Here is an 18,335-nt window from a genome sequence, read left to right as displayed (position 1 = left end):
TCAAGACTTTTTATATCGTCAAGATACGGTCTTGTGAGTGCCCACACAGATTGTCTGATTAAATTGTTAAAGAGCAGCGCCACTTCATCGGTGGCGCGGGGTGCATATATTATGCTTTTCCGCTGTGAAGTCAAGTCATTACTGACTGTCTTCGTTGAATCTTTTTTCCTGTTACCACAACCGCGTGTCGCTGTTGCCGTGTCAGTGGATGCGCATTATAGGGAGTTCTCGTCAGGCCGCAATAGGTGTTTTAAAGAAAAATGACTGTTTGCTGCATTCCACAGCAAAACCCCGCCTTATACCTATTTTTGCACAAACTTATCCACAGAAAGCATTCTATTCAAAAATTGACGAGCATCACGCAAACGTTTTCGCTACAATTCACCCCGTTCAAAATCGTCGTGTTTTTGCGAACGCTAACTGAATATTTCTCTTTATTCCGCAATTATGGCTCTGACAAAGACGATATTCACATACCGTTCTTTACTGACTACCCAAATCCAGGGGATAACATCATCATGCAACAACGCCGTCCAATTCGCCGCGCTCTGCTCAGCGTTTCTGACAAAGCAGGTATTGTCGAATTTGCTCAAGCTCTGTCCCACCGTGGCGTCGAGCTCCTTTCAACTGGTGGAACCGCCCGTTTGCTGGCCGATGCTGGCTTAGCGGTGACTGAAGTCTCTGACTACACTGGCTTCCCAGAAATGATGGATGGGCGAGTGAAGACCCTGCACCCGAAAGTACACGGCGGCATTCTGGGACGACGCGATCAAGATGATGCGATCATGACGCAGCACGACATCAAACCCATTGATATCGTCGTTGTGAATCTGTATCCGTTTGCTCAGACCGTTGCTCGTGAGAACTGCACATTAGAAGATGCGGTTGAGAATATCGATATCGGTGGGCCGACGATGGTTCGCTCCGCCGCCAAGAACCATAAAGATGTAGCTATCGTGGTCAAGAGCAGCGACTACAGCGCCATCATTAATGAAATCGACGCCAACGAAGGTTCACTGACCTACGAAACCCGTTTCGATTTAGCCATTAAAGCCTTCGAACACACTGCCGCTTACGACAGTATGATTGCCAACTACTTTGGTGCACTGGTTCCGCCTTACCACGGTGAAACCGATAAACCATCAGGTCACTTCCCACGCACGTTAAACCTTAACTACATCAAAAAGCAGGACATGCGCTACGGCGAGAATAGCCATCAGCAAGCTGCCTTCTATATAGAAGAGAATATTCACGAGGCCTCTGTCGCCACCTCGACACAGTTACAAGGCAAAGCGCTGTCTTATAACAACATCGCCGATACCGACGCGGCGCTGGAATGTGTGAAAGAATTTGCCGAGCCGGCCTGCGTTATCGTTAAGCATGCGAATCCGTGCGGCGTAGCGATTGGCGACTCAATTCTTGATGCTTACGAGCGCGCCTATAAAACCGACCCAACATCTGCATTCGGCGGCATTATCGCTTTCAACCGCGAGCTGGATGAAGAGACGGCGCAGGCCATCATCAGCCGCCAGTTTGTCGAAGTCATTATTGCCCCATCTGCCAGTGAGGCTGCGTTGAAGGTGACAGCAGCCAAACAGAACGTACGTGTCCTGACTAGCGGTAGCTGGCAACAACGCGTTCCTGGGCTGGACTTCAAACGCGTCAACGGCGGTTTGCTGGTACAGGATCGCGATCTGGGCATGGTCGATGCGTCTCAGTTACGTGTCGTAACCGAGCGCCAGCCGAGCGAGCAGGAATTACGTGATGCCCTTTTCTGCTGGAAAGTGGCTAAGTTTGTTAAATCCAATGCGATTGTGTACGCACGCGACAACATGACCATCGGAATAGGTGCTGGCCAGATGAGCCGCGTTTACTCAGCGAAAATCGCCGGTATCAAAGCGAGCGATGAAGGGCTGGAAGTAAAAGGTTCCGCTATGGCGTCTGATGCGTTCTTCCCATTCCGTGATGGTATTGATGCCGCGGCTGCCGTTGGCATTACCTGCGTGATCCAACCGGGCGGGTCGATTCGTGATGATGAAGTCATTGCTGCCGCCAATGAACACGGCATTGCGATGATCTTTACCGACATGCGCCATTTCCGCCATTAATTCTGGAGCTGACCGAAATGAACATTTTAGTAATTGGTAATGGCGGACGCGAGCACGCGCTAGCCTGGAAAGCCTCGCAGTCACCGCTGGCGAAACGTGTTTATGTTGCTCCAGGAAACGCGGGCACCGCGCTTGAGCCAGCGCTGACCAACGTCGATATCGCCGCCACTGATATTCCAGCGTTAGTCGCTTTTGCCCAAGAAAACCACATCGATTTAACCATCGTTGGCCCGGAAACACCGCTAGTTATCGGTGTTGTGGATGCATTTCAGAGCGCGGGTCTAAAAATCTTCGGCCCAACGCAGGGCGCTGCACAGTTAGAAGGCTCTAAAGCCTTTACGAAAGATTTTCTGGCACGCCACAATATTCCATCGGCGGAATACCAGAACTTCACCGAAGTTGAACCCGCGCTGGCCTATGTCCGCAGCAAAGGCGCACCGATCGTCATCAAGGCCGACGGGTTAGCCGCAGGTAAAGGCGTGATTGTCGCCATGACGTTGCAGGAAGCAGAGAACGCCATTCAGGATATGCTGGCGGGGAATGCATTCGGCGATGCCGGACACCGTATCGTGGTGGAAGAGTTCCTTGATGGCGAAGAAGCCAGCTTCATCGTGATGGTGGATGGCAAGAATGTACTGCCGATGGCAACCAGCCAGGATCATAAACGCGTTGGAGATAAAGATACGGGCCCGAATACCGGTGGTATGGGCGCTTATTCGCCAGCTCCGGTCGTGACCGATGAAATCCACCAGCGCGTGATGGATCAGGTGATTTGGCCGACCGTCAACGGCATGGCCGCAGAGGGAAATACCTATGTCGGTTTCCTGTATGCCGGTCTGATGATTTCTGCCGATGGTCAGCCAAAAGTGATCGAATTCAACTGCCGCTTTGGCGATCCAGAAACACAGCCAATTATGCTGCGTCTGCGCTCCGATCTGGTGGAACTGTGTCTGGCAGCCTGTGACGGCACGCTGGATCAGAAAGATTCAGTCTGGGATGAACGTCCATCTCTGGGCGTGGTATTGGCGGCAGGCGGCTATCCGGCTGACTACAATACAGGCGATGTGATTTCCGGGTTACCTCAGCAGGATGCCGAAGATGGCAAAGTTTTCCATGCTGGTACCAAGTTGAACGGCATTGATGTCGTCACCAACGGTGGCCGTGTACTGTGCGTCACCGCATTGGGCAATACCGTGGCTGAAGCGCAACAACGTGCTTATGAAATCGCAGCGGGTATTCAATGGCAAGGGGTATTCTGTCGAAAAGACATCGGCTACCGTGCTATTGAGCGCGAGCAAGCGTGATAAGCGATGCGATAAAGATTGTCTGATCAATACTGAAGCCCGGAGAAATCCGGGTTTTTTATAGCTAATAGCTATTTGGGTTCCCACTGGCAAACATCATCTTCCACCACCAGCAATAGCTGCGTCCCTTCTGGCGCTTCCAGCCACGCGACGTTTAGCGGGCGCGTTGCATGCGCTTTTTTTTGCTGCGCGATCCATTCACGCGAGTCATTGTCAAAATCAGGGCGAACTACCGTACCGTCACAAGACTGCACCTGCCCTTCCAGCCATTTCCCTTGCTTTAGCCTCACCTTGCCTGCACGCAATACATCGCTCAATTCCAGCATGCGCTTCGCGTCGAACTGGTAGAGCGCGATTTCATCATCAGAAACCGACTCACGTCTTTCGGCAAGCTGCCTCTGCATAAAGCTGACAGTTCCATCTTCTGCAAAGCGCAAACGCATATCTTCTTGTTGCGCGCCGAGCTGATTACGCTGTATCTCGCGTAGCTTATCCTGCTGGAACGTATAGCGCGTCACCACCAGGGCATTGCCTTGAAGCGGGTTGTATACGGTGGTCAGCGCCGTCGTATTCTGCGCATCATCCTTACGCCACAAACGCACAACACCACGATCGGCAACGTAGCCGCTGGCGAAAACGTCCGGCGGTGCGGTGCGGCTACTGCAACCTACCACGGCTATAAGCATGAGGCCTGCGCCACACAAACGTCGTAAAAGCAAAAGGGGCGAAACCGCCCCTCTGCTTAAACTTTTAACCGGCATGGGCTTATTTAACAGCGTCTTTCAGAGCCTTGCCAGAAACAAATGCTGGCACGTTGGCAGCAGCGATTTTGATTTCTTTACCGGTTTGTGGGTTGCGGCCAGTGCGCTCATTACGATGGTTCACTTTAAACGTACCAAAACCAACTAATTGTACTGCATCACCTTCTTTCAGAGACTCGGTAATTGCCGCCAAAGTTGATTCCAGAGCTGCTTTAGCCTGTGCTTTTGACAGATCAGCTTTGTCCGCAATTACATCAATCAGTTGAGTCTTATTCATAAGTTATCCTTACAGTGTGTTTATCGCTTGCTAAGCATCGAGTGCGACGGATATGCCCTTTCCCGTTTCAGGGTGTAATAGCACTCTCCTGCATACACGCACCGACAGCCACTTTTTTTACGCCCCCCAAATGTAGACCAGACAGGGTGCGAATGTGAAGCCTTAAGACAGGCCATTTCAGGCCTTAAATCACGTTTTATCGCGTTATTGATGCAAATTTATCCCGATGTTACTACTTCCGGCCTCGCGCAGATCGGAACGGAGCCCTTTGATCAGCTCAATATCGCGTTCTTCACAGGCCGCCAACAGGCGAAAAATCTCCCATTGGATGTCCCATTCTTCTTCAATTGCAGGCACAACCTTGAGCTCATCGTCGGTCATTTCTTTGCCTGCCTGCGTCATTTCCAGCATGGCAACCGTGCGAATGGACGTTTCGCTAATCGCTATCGCATGTTCCAGCGTTTCACCGCTTAAGCGCGAATGAATCAGCTCGCCCAGTGCGATACAGGCATCAATAGCCGGGTAGACACCGTAAAGATCGTAATCTTCCGCAGCGGGAACCGCTTCTTCCAGCTTTTCCAACTGGCTATCGAAATTGACCTTCGCATCTTTAACAACCAATGTTTCCCATACCAGATCGAGAATGCGACGGTAAACCATCGCGTCGCCGAATTCTGTTTGACGACAAAACTCGTGGTAATTTGGATACATACGTTCACAAAGACATGCCATGAAAGTGACATGTTGCCAGCTCGCCAGCTTTTCCAGACGTAAATGAATGGGGTTACGTAACATTTTTATGCTCATTAACGGCGACGGACGGCAGTGTACCTGAAATCACAGTGACGCCCTATGCCTGAATTCCTAAAGTTTTACGACAATACGTTAGCGGCTTGCTGCCGTTGCCAACGCACAAATGCGGGACGATTTGATGCGACAGCATCAGCCCAACGAGTCGGCTCCGGTAAACGGTAGCCGCGCATACAAGATTGTACCCAGTGCAATGCACTATCCTGACTGACTCGATGCCCCGTCGCCACAAACAGCGGGTTACAGCGCGCTTTACTGCGCCATACCCAGCCAATCTGCTCGCCCTTATCCAGTAACGGCTGCTGGCTGCCAACGCCCTCCGCCAATGGCTCAAATCGGCCACAAAGTCGACTTTTCGCCACGCCAATCGTCGGAACATCAACTAGCAGACCAAAATGGCTGGCAACGCCGAGACGACGTGGGTGGGAAATCCCATGCCCGTCGACAAACAGCAGATCCGGTTTCTGTTCAAGCAACGCCCACGCGGCAAGTAGCCCAGGGCATTCACGAAACGAAAGAAAACCGGGGATATAAGGCATTGTCGTGCTGATACGCGCAATCTTGTATTCTATCAGTTCCAACGAAGGATAGCGCATTACCGCAATCGCAGCGCGGGTTACTGAGCCTTCTTGCTCAAAGCCAACATCCGCACCCGCGATAAACGTGGGCTGCTCAAAAGGTAAATCGTCGTGCCGAATCACATCAGAAGCGCGGGCCAACTGTTCAGCCCGCAGCCGTTGTGTATCAATCACATCACCTCCTGTGAATCATGCGTGATAAGGACGAGACAACCGATGCACGGCCTCAACAAACACGCCCGCATGCTCCGGCGGCACATCCTGATGAATGCCATGACCCAGATTGAACACATGGCCGTTGCCTTGTCCAAATCCAGCCAGGATCGACGCCACTTCCTGCTCGATCCGTGCCGGATCGGCATACAGCATCGACGGATCCATATTTCCCTGTAGCGCGACTTTATCGCCTACGCGACGGCGTGCATCAGCAATATCGCTCGTCCAGTCCAGCCCCAGCGCGTCGCAGCCTGTTTCTGCCATCGCTTCCAGCCATTGTCCTCCACCTTTGGTGAAGAGCGTCACGGGCACACGGCGGCCTTCGTTCTCGCGCTGCAAGCCATCAACAATCTTATGCATGTAATGCAGGGAGAATTCTTTATAGTCACGCCCGCTCAGCGCGCCGCCCCAGGTATCGAATACCATCACCGCCTGCGCACCCGCGCGAATCTGCGCGTTGAGATAAAGAATGACGCTATCAGCCAGCTTATCCAGCAACAGGTGTAGCGTTTTAGGCTCGGCGAACATCATTTTCTTGATGACGGTAAACGCTTTGCTGCTACCGCCTTCAACCATATAGGTCGCCAGCGTCCACGGGCTGCCCGAGAAGCCAATCAGCGGCACTTCCCCGGCGAGACTTTTACGGATCGTCCGCACCGCGTTCATCACATAACCAAGTTCCTGCTCTGGATCGGGAACCGGCAGGTTAACCACATCGGTATGAGACGCGATCGGAGAATGAAAGCGCGGGCCTTCCCCTGCTTCAAAATAGAGCCCTAAGCCCATGGCATCAGGGATAGTCAGGATATCGGAGAACAGGATTGCCGCATCCAGCGCATAGCGCCGTAAAGGTTGTAACGTGACTTCACAAGCCAGCTCTGCGTTTTTACACAGCGACATAAAATCACCCGCCTGCGCGCGCGTTGCCTTGTATTCCGGCAGATAACGCCCCGCCTGACGCATCATCCACACAGGGGTGACATCAACGGGTTGGCGTAATAACGCCCGCAAATAGCGATCGTTTTTCAGATCAGTCATGTTCTTTTCCTTTCAACCTCACGGCGGTTCTACACCGGATAGATGTGATGAAACGGATGCGTTATAAGGCGAACGCTTTATGAAGCGAATACGCTATGACGCAGGTGCGCGGTGTACGCGAGCCATTCATGACGCCAATAGTACCACGTCAGCCTTCGTTCTCATGATAAGCGCGGCACAGTACCACCGTATCTTCGATAAGCCGACGCGCCACGGTGCCCGGAGGAGGCAACTGCGGGAGTTGGTCATAGCGGAACCAGCCCGCGTCACGCAGCTCTTTCGGGTCATGCTTGATTTCGCCATCCGCATAGTCGGCCATAAACGCCATCATCAGTGAATGAGGGAATGGCCAAGGCTGCGAACTCACATAGCGCAGGTTTTTTATCTGAATTTGGCTCTCTTCCATCACCTCACGCACGACCGTCTGCTCCAGCGTTTCGCCCACTTCGACAAATCCAGCCAGCACGGTGTACATGTTTCCGCGATGCCGATTGTGCTGCGCCAGCAAAATTTCCTCGCCACGGCGAATCGCGACGATGATGCAGGGCGCAATCTGCGGATAATAGCGCTCTTTACAGTGGTGACATAAGCACGCCAGCTCAGTTTTACTCCGCACCATTTCATGACCGCAGTAGCCGCAAAAACGATGAGAACGATAGAACTCCGCCAGCTGTACGCCTCGCCCCGCGAGTTGGAATAAGCCCACGTCCTGATCGAGCAACTGGCGAACCGATGCCATATCGGAATCCCGACCCTGACAGACCAGCCAGACAGGCAGTCCTTGCCATTCACCGATTTGGCGAGCCGTTTTCCCCTGCAACGACCACGCCGTAGCCGTTCCGCGCGGCAATTCTCCCTGAGGGAGCCAGATTTGTACCGCGTCGCTAACCACCCACCAGCCGGTTTCGTCACCTTTTAGCGTCTGTTCCATATCTTTTTATTGCTCCACTGCCACTTCACTGGCATTTTACATTCAGAGTGATTACATAAGTTTTATAACTGGGATTTCAGTTATTTCTTACCGTTCACGGAGTCAACAATGCTAAACCAGCTACAAAGTCTAACTGAATACGTTGGTGGCAATAATGCGTTAATCGACCAATGGCTACAAGCGCGTAAGCAGCTTCTGGTGGCTTACTATCATCTGGTTGGCATCAAGCCGAATAAGGAAACGCTTTCTCTTCTGGATGAAGAGGCATTGGATAATTTTTGCCAGAATCTGGTGGACTATCTTTCTACCGGCCACTTTCATTTATACGAAAAAATGCTGCATGAAGCCGCGACGCACAGCGAACAAGTATTAGCGCTTTCCACCCAGCTCGACCTCGCCCTGCAAAATAACACGCAGCAAATTATGACGTTTTACGATAGCCATCTGGCGGCAGCCATCGACCACGATAACTGCCTCGAATTCCAGCAGGCACTCTCCCACGTCGGCGAAGCGCTGGAAGAACGTTTTACGTTAGAAGACAGAATGATTCAGCAGGTTTACGACAAATAGTCGTCGTTTGACGTTATTTCAGGACATCATCACACATTGTAAAAGCAAAAGCGGCACGCTTTGACATCCGCGTTTTGCCGACATACAGTGTAGGGGTTTTATTGGCCCGTTTAAGAGACGGGCATATCTTGTCGGAGTGCCTAGCGTGCTCGTGTTTCGTTTATGACGAAATTTATGAGCGCACAGGCTGAGACCGTTAATTCGGGATCCGCGGAACCTGATCGGGTTAATACCTGCGAAGGGAACAAGAGTAATGCACCTCATTGAGCCTAAGGCTGTGTATTCCCACATACCTGCTCTGACGCTCAATATCATTATTACTCCCTCCGGGCTCCAGACAAGCAATCTTCCCTTTACGTCTTACAGGAACTTGCTATGTCTACAGAACCATTGTCTAAAGAACCGTTATCTGTAAACCCATTGTCTACAGAACCACAGCTACCCACAGCATCCAAATCGGGTCGCCGTGAACAGCGTGCCGCCGCCCAGCAGTTTATTGAAACCTTACAGGGAACCGCCTTTCCCAATTCCAAACGTATTTACCTTGCGGGCTCACGTGACGATATCCACGTGCCAATGCGAGAGATTCAGCTCAGCCCGACACTACTCGGCGGCAGTAAAGTCAATCCCCAATACGAGCCCAATGAGCCAATCCCGGTTTACGATACGTCAGGGCCTTATGGCGATCCCGCTGCGCAACCCGATGTCCGCGTTGGGCTAGCGAAGCTGCGCGCCAGTTGGATTGCAGAACGTCACGACACCGAAGCGCTATCCGGCGTCAGCTCTGATTTCACCCAGCAGCGTCTGGCGGATGCGGGGCTGGATCATCTGCGTTTCGAGCATTTGCCACGACCTTTGCGTGCCAAAGCAGGCAAACGCGTCACCCAACTTCACTATGCCCGACAGGGTGTGATTACCCCCGAAATGGAATTTATCGCCATTCGCGAAAATATGGGACGCGAGCGCATTCGCACTGACGTGCTGCGCCAGCAGCATCCGGGGCAAAGCTTCGGCGCTCTCTTGCCGGAGAACATCACGCCGGAATTTGTCCGTCAGGAAGTGGCCGCCGGCCGCGCCATTATCCCTTCCAACATCAACCACCCGGAATCAGAGCCGATGATTATCGGCCGCAATTTTCTGGTGAAGGTTAACGCCAACATCGGTAACTCCGCCGTGACCTCCTCCATCGAAGAAGAGGTGGAAAAGCTGGTCTGGTCTACCCGCTGGGGTGCGGATACGGTGATGGATCTCTCCACTGGTCGCTATATTCACGAAACCCGCGAGTGGATTCTGCGTAACAGCCCCGTGCCAATCGGGACGGTACCAATTTATCAGGCGCTGGAGAAAGTGAACGGTGTGGCGGAAAACCTGAACTGGGAAATGTTCCGCGATACGCTGCTGGAGCAGGCGGAACAGGGCGTGGACTACTTCACTATCCACGCTGGCGTGCTATTGCGCTACGTGCCGATGACCGCCAAACGCCTGACCGGCATCGTCTCACGCGGCGGTTCCATCATGGCGAAGTGGTGCCTGTCGCATCACAAAGAGAGCTTCCTGTACGAACACTTCCGTGAGATTTGTGAAATTTGTGCCGCTTACGACGTCGCGCTGTCGCTGGGTGACGGCTTACGCCCCGGCTCCATTCAGGACGCCAACGACGAAGCCCAGTTTGCCGAGCTGCATACGCTGGGCGAACTAACTAAAATCGCCTGGGAATACGACGTTCAGGTGATGATCGAAGGCCCCGGCCACGTTCCGATGCAGATGATCCGCCGCAACATGACCGAGGAGCTGGAACACTGCCATGAAGCGCCGTTCTACACGCTCGGCCCACTGACTACCGATATCGCACCGGGTTACGATCACTTCACCTCCGGCATCGGTGCTGCCATGATCGGCTGGTTCGGCTGCGCGATGCTCTGCTACGTGACGCCGAAGGAACATCTTGGCTTGCCGAACAAAGAAGACGTCAAACAGGGGCTGATTACCTATAAGATCGCCGCCCACGCCGCCGATCTGGCAAAAGGCCACCCCGGCGCGCAGATCCGCGATAACGCCATGTCAAAAGCGCGCTTCGAATTCCGCTGGGAAGACCAGTTCAATCTGGCGCTCGATCCCCAAACCGCTCGCGCCTACCACGATGAAACCCTGCCGCAAGAATCCGGTAAAGTCGCCCACTTCTGTTCCATGTGCGGTCCCAAATTCTGCTCGATGAAAATCTCACAGGAAGTACGCGACTACGCGGCGAAACAGGAAGCGGAAGCCAAACCGATTGAAGTGGGTATGGAACAGATGTCGCAAGAATTCCGCTCGCGCGGCAGCGAGCTTTATCACAGCGCCACCAGCCTGCAAACCGAGGTAAGCAAATGACGGACTCGACGCCTTTTGCCCCAACGGCGCAGCGGCTGGGGCTTTATCCCGTCGTCGATAGCGTGGAATGGATCGAGCGACTACTCGGCGTCGGGGTGAAAACGATCCAGTTGAGAATCAAAGATCGGCCAGATGAACAAGCCGAAGCCGAGGTGATCCAGGCGATCGCATTGGGTCGCCGCTATCAGGCGCAGCTCTTCATCAATGACTATTGGAAATTAGCCGTAAAACATCAGGCGTACGGCGTACATCTGGGTCAGGACGATCTGGATACCGCCGATCTGGCCGTGATTAAGCAAGCTGGCCTGCGCTTAGGCGTCTCCACGCACGACGATCGTGAACTGGCACGTGCGGTAGCGATCAACCCGTCCTACATCGCGCTGGGGCATATTTTCCCCACCCAAACCAAAGACATGCCATCAGCGCCGCAGGGGTTGGCCGAACTGACGCGCCACATCACCGATCTGCAAGGCCGTTTTCCCACGGTGGCGATTGGCGGCATCAGCATCGACAAAGTACCTGCGGTGCTGAAAACGGGCGTCGGCAGTATTGCCGTCGTCAGCGCCATTACGCAGGCACCGGACTGGCGGCAGGCAACCGCGACGTTGCTCAGGATGATTGAAGGACGGGAGGCATGACATGGTAACGAATCCCCATCCCACGTCTGTCGGACTGAGCGATAGCGAGTTCATGCGCTACAGCCGCCAGCTGATGCTGGAAGATATTGGTCCGGAAGGTCAGGAGAAACTCAAAGCCGCCCGCGTTCTGCTGGTGGGGTTGGGTGGACTGGGCGCTCCCGCGTCGCTCTATCTGGCTGCCGCAGGGGTCGGCACGTTGCTGCTTGCCGATGATGACTCGCTGCATATCAGCAACCTGCAACGCCAGATTCTGTATCGCACCAGCGACACCGACAAGCCCAAAGCCGTGCTGGCCCAGCGTCAGCTACAGGCGTTAAACCCGAACTCAGAAGCGATTGCGATTACCGAGAGGCTCAGCGGCGACGCGTTACACCGCGCCGTCAGCCGCGTCGATCTGGTGCTGGATTGCAGCGATAACATGACCACTCGCCATGCGGTTAACGCCGCCTGTTTTAGCGCAGGCAAGCCGCTCATCAGCGGGAGCGCCGTCGGTTTCAGCGGCCAGCTCGCCGTCTTCACACCGCCTTATCACACTGGCTGCTACGCCTGCTTGTACCCCGATACAACCGAACCCCAGCGCAACTGCCGTACCGCAGGCGTGCTGGGGCCGGTGGTCGGCGTGATTGGCACGCTTCAGGCGCTGGAAGCGATCAAACTGCTGGCCGGTATGCCGTCCGCGCTGGATGGCAAGCTGAGAATGTTCAATGGCAAGCAGCAGAGCTGGAACACGCTCCAGTTGACGCGCGCGCCCCATTGCCCGGTATGCGGGGGCGCGGCATGAAAATCACGCTGAATGATGAGCCTTTTGAATTTCCGGAGGCCATCACGGTTGAGGCGCTGCTGAGCCAGATAAACCGGCTCCAGCCTGGTACGGCGTTGGCCATCAACCAGACCATTATCCCGCACGCTATCTGGTCACAGCATCAGGTGCAGGACGGTGATGATATTTTGCTTTTTCAGGCAATCGCGGGAGGATGACATGCTGCACATTGCCGATACGACATTCACTTCACGGCTGCTGAGCGGCACCGGGAAATTCGCCACGCCAGAACTGATGCTGGCGGCACTCGAGGCATCTGGCTCTCAGCTCGTGACCATGGCGATGAAACGCGTTGACCTGAACGGCGGCAACGACGCCATTCTCGCCCCGCTACGCCAGCTCGGCATTAAGCTACTGCCGAATACGTCGGGCGCAAAAACCGCAGACGAAGCCATTTTTGCAGCCCGACTGGCGCGTGAAGCGCTGGGCACTCGCTGGCTGAAACTGGAAATTCACCCCGATGTGAAATACCTGCTGCCCGACCCCATCGAAACCCTGAAGGCCGCCGAACAGCTGGTAAAAGAAGGATTCACCGTGCTGCCTTACTGCGGGGCCGATCCCGTGCTGTGCAAGCGGTTGGAAGAAGTCGGCTGCGCAGCGGTGATGCCGTTGGGCGCACCGATCGGCTCCAATCAAGGGCTACAAACGCGTGATTTTCTCCGCATCATCATCGAACAGGCACGCGTTCCGGTGATTGTCGATGCGGGCATTGGTGCGCCCAGCCATGCGGCTGATGCACTGGAAATGGGCGCTGACGCCGTACTGGTCAACACGGCCATCGCCGTTGCCCGCGATCCCGTGGCGATGGCACACGCATTCCGGCTGGCGGTTGATGCGGGTGGGCTTGCTCGTCAGGCAGGTCTAGGAAGTAAGCAGTTTGTCGCCAGCGCCACCAGCCCGCTCACCGGTTTCCTGCATCAGCAAGCGGAAGGGGCGGAGCGATGAACGTCGATTTCCAAACCGTCTGGGAACAGCTCGACTGGGATGACCTGACGCTGCGCATCAATGGTAAAACTGCACGCGATGTTGAACGAGCGCTTGCCGCACAACACCTGACGCGTGACGATTTTATGGCGCTCATTTCACCTGCCGCCAGTGCCTATCTGGAACCGCTAGCGCAGCGGGCGCAACAGCTTACCCGACAGCGTTTCGGCAATACGGTAAGCTTCTATGTCCCGCTGTACCTGTCCAACCTGTGCTCTAACGATTGTACCTACTGCGGCTTTTCGATGAGTAACCACATCAAGCGAAAAACGCTGGATGAGGCAGAAATCCTGCGTGAATGCGCCGCTATCAAGGAACTGGGGTTTGAACACCTGTTGCTCGTGACCGGCGAACACCAGCGTAAAGTAGGCATGGATTATTTTCGTCGCGTCTTTCCGCTGATCCGACCGCTCTTCAGTTCGCTGATGATTGAAGTCCAGCCCTTGTCGCAGGACGAGTACGCCGAATTAAAAGCACTGGGTCTGGATGGCGTGATGGTCTATCAGGAAACCTATCATCCGGCGACCTACCAGTTGCACCATCTAAAAGGACAAAAGCAGGATTTCCACTGGCGACTCGCCACGCCGGATCGACTGGGTCGTGCGGGGATCGACAAGATCGGGCTGGGTGCCTTAATCGGCCTGTCCAATAGCTGGCGCACCGACTGTTACATGGTGGCGGAACACCTGTTGCACTTACAACAGAGTTACTGGCAGAGCCGGTATTCTATCTCGTTCCCTCGTCTACGCCCCTGTGCAGGCGGCATTGAACCGGCGTCGATTATGGATGAAGCGCAGCTCATGCAGGTGATTTGCGCATTCCGGTTACTGTCGCCGGATATTGAGCTGTCGCTTTCCACGCGTGAATCGCCGTTCTTTCGCGATCATGCCATTCCTATCGCGATTAACAACGTCAGCGCATTTTCCAAAACTCAACCGGGTGGCTACGCCGACGACCATCCTGAACTGGAACAGTTTTCACCACATGATTCACGACGTCCTGAAGACGTGGCGCAAGCCATCATACGTGCAGGTCTCCAGCCCGTATGGAAAGACTGGGACGGTTATTTAGGCCGATAAGATAAAAAGCCGATACGCCTGATATTGGTCAATTAAGCGTGAAGTGAGAGGGAAACACGGTGATGAGGTTCCCGCAGGGACACCTCGCACCGTGGTAGCCCTCGTATCTCGGATCTTAAGCAACAGATATGAGTGATAGGCCTGATTTGCGAAGTGGCTCGCAGGCAGAAATGAGAATTACACGGAAGGCAACATTCTCAGGATAGCGCCGCGCAACATGACATTCGGCCTATCGTCACGGCCTTCGACGAAGAATACAGTAGCGTCGTTGGCAAGCCTGAGCATGATGACGGAGCTTGCTGGCCGGAGCTGTTTGCTACTTATCGGCTCTGCACATCAACCCGCCGATACGGGGCTTATCCTTACCCGTATCGGCCCTTCCTTAAAAATAATCAGGTTACGTTCTGGTCAGGGAAAGTGTGCATCATCTTCGCGATTTCACTCCCCACGATACGCAGCCCTTCCCTCATCTCTTCCGTGAAGCGATTGGCATAATTGAGCCGAAGACAATTACGGTATTTTCCCGAGGCGGAGAAGAGCGAACCCGCGGCTATCTGTATGCCTGCTTTTCTGACCTCACGGCTGAGTTTGAGCGAGTCAAAATATTCAGGCAGCTCAATCCACATCAGAAAGCCACCTTGCGGGCGACTCACACAAATATTGGACGGAAAATACTCACGCACCCAGCAAGTAAACGTATCCAGATTAGCTTTGTACTGAGCGCGCATACGGCGTAGATGAGGCTGATAGTGTCCGTTACGAATAAATTCCGCCACGGCTAGCTGCGGCTGTACCACGGTCGATCCCGTGCTGATGTATTTTGTATGGATCACACGTTCCAGATAGCGCCCCGGGGCGATCCAGCCGACGCGTAAACCGGGTGCCAGATTCTTTGAAAACGAACTGCACAGCAGTACACGTCCGTCTTCATCAAATGATTTTATCGCGCGGGGACGCGGATATTCATAGGCCAGCTCACCATAGGCATCATCTTCAATAATCGCGATATCAAAATGCTGCGCCAGCGTCACCAGCGATTTCTTACGGGCGTCAGGCATGATAAAACCAAGCGGATTGTTACAGCTCGGCACCAGAAGCACGGCTTTGATCGGCCACTGATCCAACGCCAGTCTTAACGCTTCGAGGCTGATCCCCGTCACCGAATCGGTCGGGATCTCGATCGCTTTGATATCCATCCCACGGAGGATCTGCATCGTGCCCGGAAAAGCCGGTGACTCAACGGCCACGATGTCGCCGGGTTGGCAAACCGCGCGGACGGCAACAAATAAGGCTTCCTGACATCCAGTAGTGATCACAATATCATCTTGAGTGAGCTGACAGCCGCAGTCGACGGTAAGACGGGCAATCTGTTCACGCAACGCAGGTACGCCATATACGCTGTCATATTGTAAGATCCGAGGATCCTGATATTGGCAGAGGCGACTCATCTCCTTCCACAGTGGTTTTATGGTCGGCTGGCTCACATCCGGCATTCCACTGCCAAACTTCAGCACATTGTTCTCCAGACGCACGTTAACCAACTCCAGCACCGATTCCCACTGCGTGATCTCAACCGGGCGTTGAGCAGGACGCGTCAGCGCGGGGACGGGCGGCGTCGCCTTACGCGGCGCGACAAAATATCCCGAACGCGGCTGCGGCATAATCAACTGCCGGGTTTCCAGCAGATGATAGGCTTGCTGTACGGTACTGATGCTCACACCATGCTCTGTACTCAGCGCCCGCACAGAAGGCAGGCGTTCTCCGCTTTGGTACAACCCTTGTTCGATCCGCTGTTCTAACAGCCCAGCCAGGTGTTGATAACGCGTCATCAGTATCATTCCCCATCAAGATTCAAAGCAGTAACCAGTACAGATTCAACTAAAAATCACCATTCAGATGCAATATCACACAATCTGTATGCTAAAAAAATGGATTTTTTGAGTCTGTATTGAAAATACCTTTCGCCTCATCATAGCGATCATTCACTGGCGAGGGGGAAAATATGGAATTTCATGAGAATCGATCACAAAAACCGTTCCGCGAGTCACCGTTTTGGCTAATGCTGATTTTGCCGTTCCGCTTGTGGAAAGCCTGGCGGGCAAGAGCACAAACGCTGAAGATACTGCAAAATATGAGCGATGACGGGCTTAAGGATATTGGGCTAAAGCGAAGCGATCTTGATCGGTTTAGATAACGCCACGGCAAAAAACAGTAGACTAAAAAAGCAGTAAAAATGTGCCGATACAGACTCTTCTGTATCGGCACACGAGATGGGTGAAGTGAAGAGGTTAGTCAGGCAAGGCGTCCGACGATGTGGCCTTCATCCGCATCCCGACAATCGCCGAGAGTAAGCAGCCAATGGCAAGGTAAGCGGCCACCGCATGCCATGAACCATCCATAAACTGCACCAGCAGAACGGCGATAAAAGGCGTAAACCCGCCGCCAACCACGCTGGCGACCTGATAACCTACACCTGCTCCGCTATAGCGGTACGCCGTACCAAATAGTTCGGTAAACATCGGCTGCTGTACGCTAACAATCATATCGTGGGCAATATTCGCCAGCATGATGGCAAAGAACAGAATCAGCAGCGTGTTATGGCTTTCCAGCGCCATAAAGAATGGCACCGCACTCGCAGCCCCAATCAGTGCGCCAGTAACGTAGATCCGACGGCGGCCAAAGCTATCTGCCAGATAGGCAAAGAAAGGAATAGATACGCAGCTAATCGCCCCCACCAGCAGCCCGATATTCAGGAAGATATCCCGCGATAGCCCAAGATGAGTCGTGGAATAATTGAGGGCAAACGCGGTGACGATATACATCGTCAGCAGTTCGCCAAGCCGTAGCGCAATGATCAGCAGGAATGCCTTCGGGTGCTGGCGCAGTGCTTCCATGATAGGGAACGAACGCAGTTTATTGGCTCTTTCTCCCAACGTTTTATTCGCCTCAAATTCCTGAGACTCATCCATCCCGTTACGCACCCACCAGGCGATAGCCACCAGAATCAGGCTGAATAAGAACGGTAGACGCCAGCCCCAGGTGGTAAATTCTTCATTGGTCGTCAAATTGCTCACCACCGAGACCGACCCAGTAGCTAGCAACAATCCGACCCCAAAGCCAACCTGTACGCCGCTGCTGTAAAAGGCTTTCTTCTTCTTCGGCGCATTCTCTACCGCCAACAGCGCCGCACCGCCCCATTCGCCCCCAACCGCAAAGCCCTGAATTGCACGCAGCGTCACCAGCAGCACCGGTGCCCACCAGCCAATCGAATCAAACGACGGCAACAGACCAATCAGCGCAGTAGAAATGCCCATCATCCAGACCGTGATCATCAGCATGCGTTTACGACCCAGCTTATCGCCGAAGTGGCCAAACACCATGCCGCCTAGCGGTCGGAACAGGAAACCAACACCGAACGTACCAAATGCCGCCAGCGTCCCCATTGTTGGGCTGACCTGTGGGAAAAATTCGGTATTAAATACAAGAGCGGCAACAATTCCGTACAGTAGGAAATCGTACCAGTCGACAACGGCCCCCACAAAACTGCCCCATGCTGCGCGTTTTGCTCGATGTTGAGAATGGCTTACTGACTGTGTTTGTAAGGTTTTATCAGAAGAGAGTGAGTCATCTTGCTGAGATAATAAGCCGCCAGGCTGTGAGAGTGTCGGCGTAGTTGAGGTGTCCATGTCGGTTCCGTTCTATTTACTTTACACTACTGTACAACAAAAAATTTCAGGGATGAAATTTTTAACGTCGCTTGCGACGGCCTTTAGGTAGCGCACAGGGATGTGCGCTATAAAAAATTTCAGGAAGACATGCTTACGTCGCTTGCGACGGGTCGTCCACAGGGA

Annotated in this window: 18 protein-coding genes and 1 riboswitch; of the genes, 10 read left to right on the top strand and 8 right to left on the bottom strand. The window is 53.8% G+C overall.

Annotated elements, in window-relative coordinates; genetic code table 11:
* The first annotated feature begins 518 nt into the window (after positions 1-518).
* Together purH and purD are read left to right on the top strand one after the other, a co-directional pair.
* A complete protein-coding gene (purH, locus tag NXT09_RS21920) occupies positions 519-2,108 on the top strand; it encodes a bifunctional phosphoribosylaminoimidazolecarboxamide formyltransferase/IMP cyclohydrolase (protein WP_249689012.1) in 1,590 nt (529 codons plus the stop codon).
* 17 nt (positions 2,109-2,125) lie between these two features.
* Complete coding sequence (gene purD / locus NXT09_RS21915; RefSeq protein WP_120358364.1) at positions 2,126-3,412, top strand: phosphoribosylamine--glycine ligase; 1,287 nt, start codon at positions 2,126-2,128, stop codon at positions 3,410-3,412.
* 71 nt (positions 3,413-3,483) lie between these two features.
* Here purD and NXT09_RS21910 read toward each other — a convergent pair whose 3' ends face one another.
* The 6 genes from NXT09_RS21910 to nudC form a co-directional block, all read right to left on the bottom strand.
* Complete coding sequence (locus NXT09_RS21910) at positions 3,484-4,173, bottom strand: DUF1481 domain-containing protein (protein ID WP_268581152.1); 690 nt, start codon at positions 4,171-4,173, stop codon at positions 3,484-3,486.
* Positions 4,174-4,177: 4 nt separating this feature from the next.
* Positions 4,178-4,450, bottom strand: coding sequence for a nucleoid-associated protein HU-alpha (hupA, locus tag NXT09_RS21905; RefSeq protein WP_005970302.1), 273 nt, complete (start codon positions 4,448-4,450; stop codon positions 4,178-4,180).
* 204 nt (positions 4,451-4,654) lie between these two features.
* On the bottom strand, positions 4,655-5,245 hold the full coding sequence (locus NXT09_RS21900; RefSeq protein WP_039508841.1) for a YjaG family protein: 591 nt from the start codon (positions 5,243-5,245) through the stop codon (positions 4,655-4,657).
* A gap of 77 nt (positions 5,246-5,322) precedes the next feature.
* Positions 5,323-6,012, bottom strand: coding sequence for a deoxyribonuclease V (nfi, locus tag NXT09_RS21895; RefSeq protein ID WP_039505017.1), 690 nt, complete (start codon positions 6,010-6,012; stop codon positions 5,323-5,325).
* 15 nt (positions 6,013-6,027) lie between these two features.
* Positions 6,028-7,092: a uroporphyrinogen decarboxylase gene (hemE, locus tag NXT09_RS21890; RefSeq protein WP_268581151.1), complete on the bottom strand. Its 1,065-nt coding sequence runs from the start codon at positions 7,090-7,092 to the stop codon at positions 6,028-6,030.
* A 148-nt stretch (positions 7,093-7,240) separates the two neighbouring features.
* Positions 7,241-8,023 carry an NAD(+) diphosphatase gene (gene nudC / locus NXT09_RS21885; protein ID WP_268581150.1) on the bottom strand — a complete coding sequence of 261 codons (783 nt, stop codon included), beginning with the start codon at positions 8,021-8,023 and terminating at the stop codon, positions 7,241-7,243.
* Between the two features lie 108 nt (positions 8,024-8,131).
* Here nudC and NXT09_RS21880 point away from each other — a divergent pair, with 108 nt between their 5' ends.
* The 7 genes from NXT09_RS21880 (at position 8,132) to thiH (ending at position 14,484) form a co-directional block, all read left to right on the top strand.
* On the top strand, positions 8,132-8,593 hold the full coding sequence (locus NXT09_RS21880) for an Rsd/AlgQ family anti-sigma factor (protein ID WP_010285518.1): 462 nt from the start codon (positions 8,132-8,134) through the stop codon (positions 8,591-8,593).
* 122 nt (positions 8,594-8,715) lie between these two features.
* Positions 8,716-8,854: riboswitch (TPP riboswitch) on the top strand.
* Positions 8,855-8,968: 114 nt separating this feature from the next.
* A complete protein-coding gene (gene thiC / locus NXT09_RS21875) occupies positions 8,969-10,963 on the top strand; it encodes a phosphomethylpyrimidine synthase ThiC (protein ID WP_268581149.1) in 1,995 nt (664 codons plus the stop codon).
* The gene (thiE, locus tag NXT09_RS21870) at positions 10,960-11,601 is read left to right on the top strand and encodes a thiamine phosphate synthase (RefSeq protein WP_268581148.1); all 642 of its coding nucleotides are present in this window, start codon (positions 10,960-10,962) and stop codon (positions 11,599-11,601) included. Before thiC ends, thiE begins: the two co-directional genes overlap by 4 nt.
* Position 11,602: 1 nt before the next feature.
* On the top strand, positions 11,603-12,382 hold the full coding sequence (locus NXT09_RS21865) for a HesA/MoeB/ThiF family protein (protein ID WP_268581147.1): 780 nt from the start codon (positions 11,603-11,605) through the stop codon (positions 12,380-12,382).
* On the top strand, positions 12,379-12,579 hold the full coding sequence (gene thiS, locus NXT09_RS21860) for a sulfur carrier protein ThiS (protein ID WP_174878492.1): 201 nt from the start codon (positions 12,379-12,381) through the stop codon (positions 12,577-12,579). Before NXT09_RS21865 ends, thiS begins: the two co-directional genes overlap by 4 nt.
* Before the next feature lies 1 nt (position 12,580).
* The gene (locus NXT09_RS21855) at positions 12,581-13,366 is read left to right on the top strand and encodes a thiazole synthase (RefSeq protein WP_268581146.1); all 786 of its coding nucleotides are present in this window, start codon (positions 12,581-12,583) and stop codon (positions 13,364-13,366) included.
* The gene (thiH, locus tag NXT09_RS21850; RefSeq protein ID WP_268581145.1) at positions 13,363-14,484 is read left to right on the top strand and encodes a 2-iminoacetate synthase ThiH; all 1,122 of its coding nucleotides are present in this window, start codon (positions 13,363-13,365) and stop codon (positions 14,482-14,484) included. Before NXT09_RS21855 ends, thiH begins: the two co-directional genes overlap by 4 nt.
* 392 nt (positions 14,485-14,876) lie before the next feature.
* Here thiH and NXT09_RS21845 read toward each other — a convergent pair whose 3' ends face one another.
* A complete protein-coding gene (locus NXT09_RS21845; RefSeq protein ID WP_205555309.1) occupies positions 14,877-16,313 on the bottom strand; it encodes an aminotransferase-like domain-containing protein in 1,437 nt (478 codons plus the stop codon).
* Positions 16,314-16,486: 173 nt separating this feature from the next.
* Between NXT09_RS21845 and NXT09_RS21840 the strand changes: the two genes are divergently transcribed.
* Positions 16,487-16,678 carry a DUF1127 domain-containing protein gene (locus NXT09_RS21840; RefSeq protein ID WP_205555308.1) on the top strand — a complete coding sequence of 64 codons (192 nt, stop codon included), beginning with the start codon at positions 16,487-16,489 and terminating at the stop codon, positions 16,676-16,678.
* A gap of 94 nt (positions 16,679-16,772) precedes the next feature.
* On the opposite strand, the gene shiA is transcribed toward NXT09_RS21840, so the two are convergent.
* Positions 16,773-18,170: a shikimate transporter gene (shiA, locus tag NXT09_RS21835; protein ID WP_268581144.1), complete on the bottom strand. Its 1,398-nt coding sequence runs from the start codon at positions 18,168-18,170 to the stop codon at positions 16,773-16,775.
* Positions 18,171-18,335: the final 165 nt, after the last annotated feature.

Origin of the sequence: Pectobacterium jejuense (assembly GCF_026800125.1) — a bacterium.
GTDB classification, from domain to species: Bacteria; Pseudomonadota; Gammaproteobacteria; order Enterobacterales; family Enterobacteriaceae; genus Pectobacterium; species Pectobacterium jejuense.
The sequence above is the reverse complement of the archived record's forward strand: the minus strand, read 5'-3'. Positions and strand labels throughout refer to the sequence as shown.

Bases quoted from the DNA above. Each gene is read 5' to 3' on its own strand.
- NXT09_RS21900 (WP_039508841.1), bottom strand. From the start codon at position 5,245: ATGTTACGTAACCCCATTCATTTACGTCTGGAAAAGCTGGCGAGCTGG.
- thiS (WP_174878492.1), top strand. From the start codon at position 12,379: ATGAAAATCACGCTGAATGATGAGCCTTTTGAATTTCCGGAGGCCATC.
- NXT09_RS21880 (WP_010285518.1), top strand. From the start codon at position 8,132: ATGCTAAACCAGCTACAAAGTCTAACTGAATACGTTGGTGGCAATAAT.
- thiC (WP_268581149.1), top strand. From the start codon at position 8,969: ATGTCTACAGAACCATTGTCTAAAGAACCGTTATCTGTAAACCCATTG.
- hupA (WP_005970302.1), bottom strand. From the start codon at position 4,450: ATGAATAAGACTCAACTGATTGATGTAATTGCGGACAAAGCTGATCTG.
- shiA (WP_268581144.1), bottom strand. From the start codon at position 18,170: ATGGACACCTCAACTACGCCGACACTCTCACAGCCTGGCGGCTTATTA.
- hemE (WP_268581151.1), bottom strand. From the start codon at position 7,092: ATGACTGATCTGAAAAACGATCGCTATTTGCGGGCGTTATTACGCCAA.
- NXT09_RS21845 (WP_205555309.1), bottom strand. From the start codon at position 16,313: ATGACGCGTTATCAACACCTGGCTGGGCTGTTAGAACAGCGGATCGAA.
- thiE (WP_268581148.1), top strand. From the start codon at position 10,960: ATGACGGACTCGACGCCTTTTGCCCCAACGGCGCAGCGGCTGGGGCTT.
- NXT09_RS21865 (WP_268581147.1), top strand. From the start codon at position 11,603: ATGGTAACGAATCCCCATCCCACGTCTGTCGGACTGAGCGATAGCGAG.
- NXT09_RS21855 (WP_268581146.1), top strand. From the start codon at position 12,581: ATGCTGCACATTGCCGATACGACATTCACTTCACGGCTGCTGAGCGGC.
- purH (WP_249689012.1), top strand. From the start codon at position 519: ATGCAACAACGCCGTCCAATTCGCCGCGCTCTGCTCAGCGTTTCTGAC.
- thiH (WP_268581145.1), top strand. From the start codon at position 13,363: ATGAACGTCGATTTCCAAACCGTCTGGGAACAGCTCGACTGGGATGAC.
- purD (WP_120358364.1), top strand. From the start codon at position 2,126: ATGAACATTTTAGTAATTGGTAATGGCGGACGCGAGCACGCGCTAGCC.
- nudC (WP_268581150.1), bottom strand. From the start codon at position 8,023: ATGGAACAGACGCTAAAAGGTGACGAAACCGGCTGGTGGGTGGTTAGC.
- NXT09_RS21840 (WP_205555308.1), top strand. From the start codon at position 16,487: ATGGAATTTCATGAGAATCGATCACAAAAACCGTTCCGCGAGTCACCG.
- NXT09_RS21910 (WP_268581152.1), bottom strand. From the start codon at position 4,173: ATGCCGGTTAAAAGTTTAAGCAGAGGGGCGGTTTCGCCCCTTTTGCTT.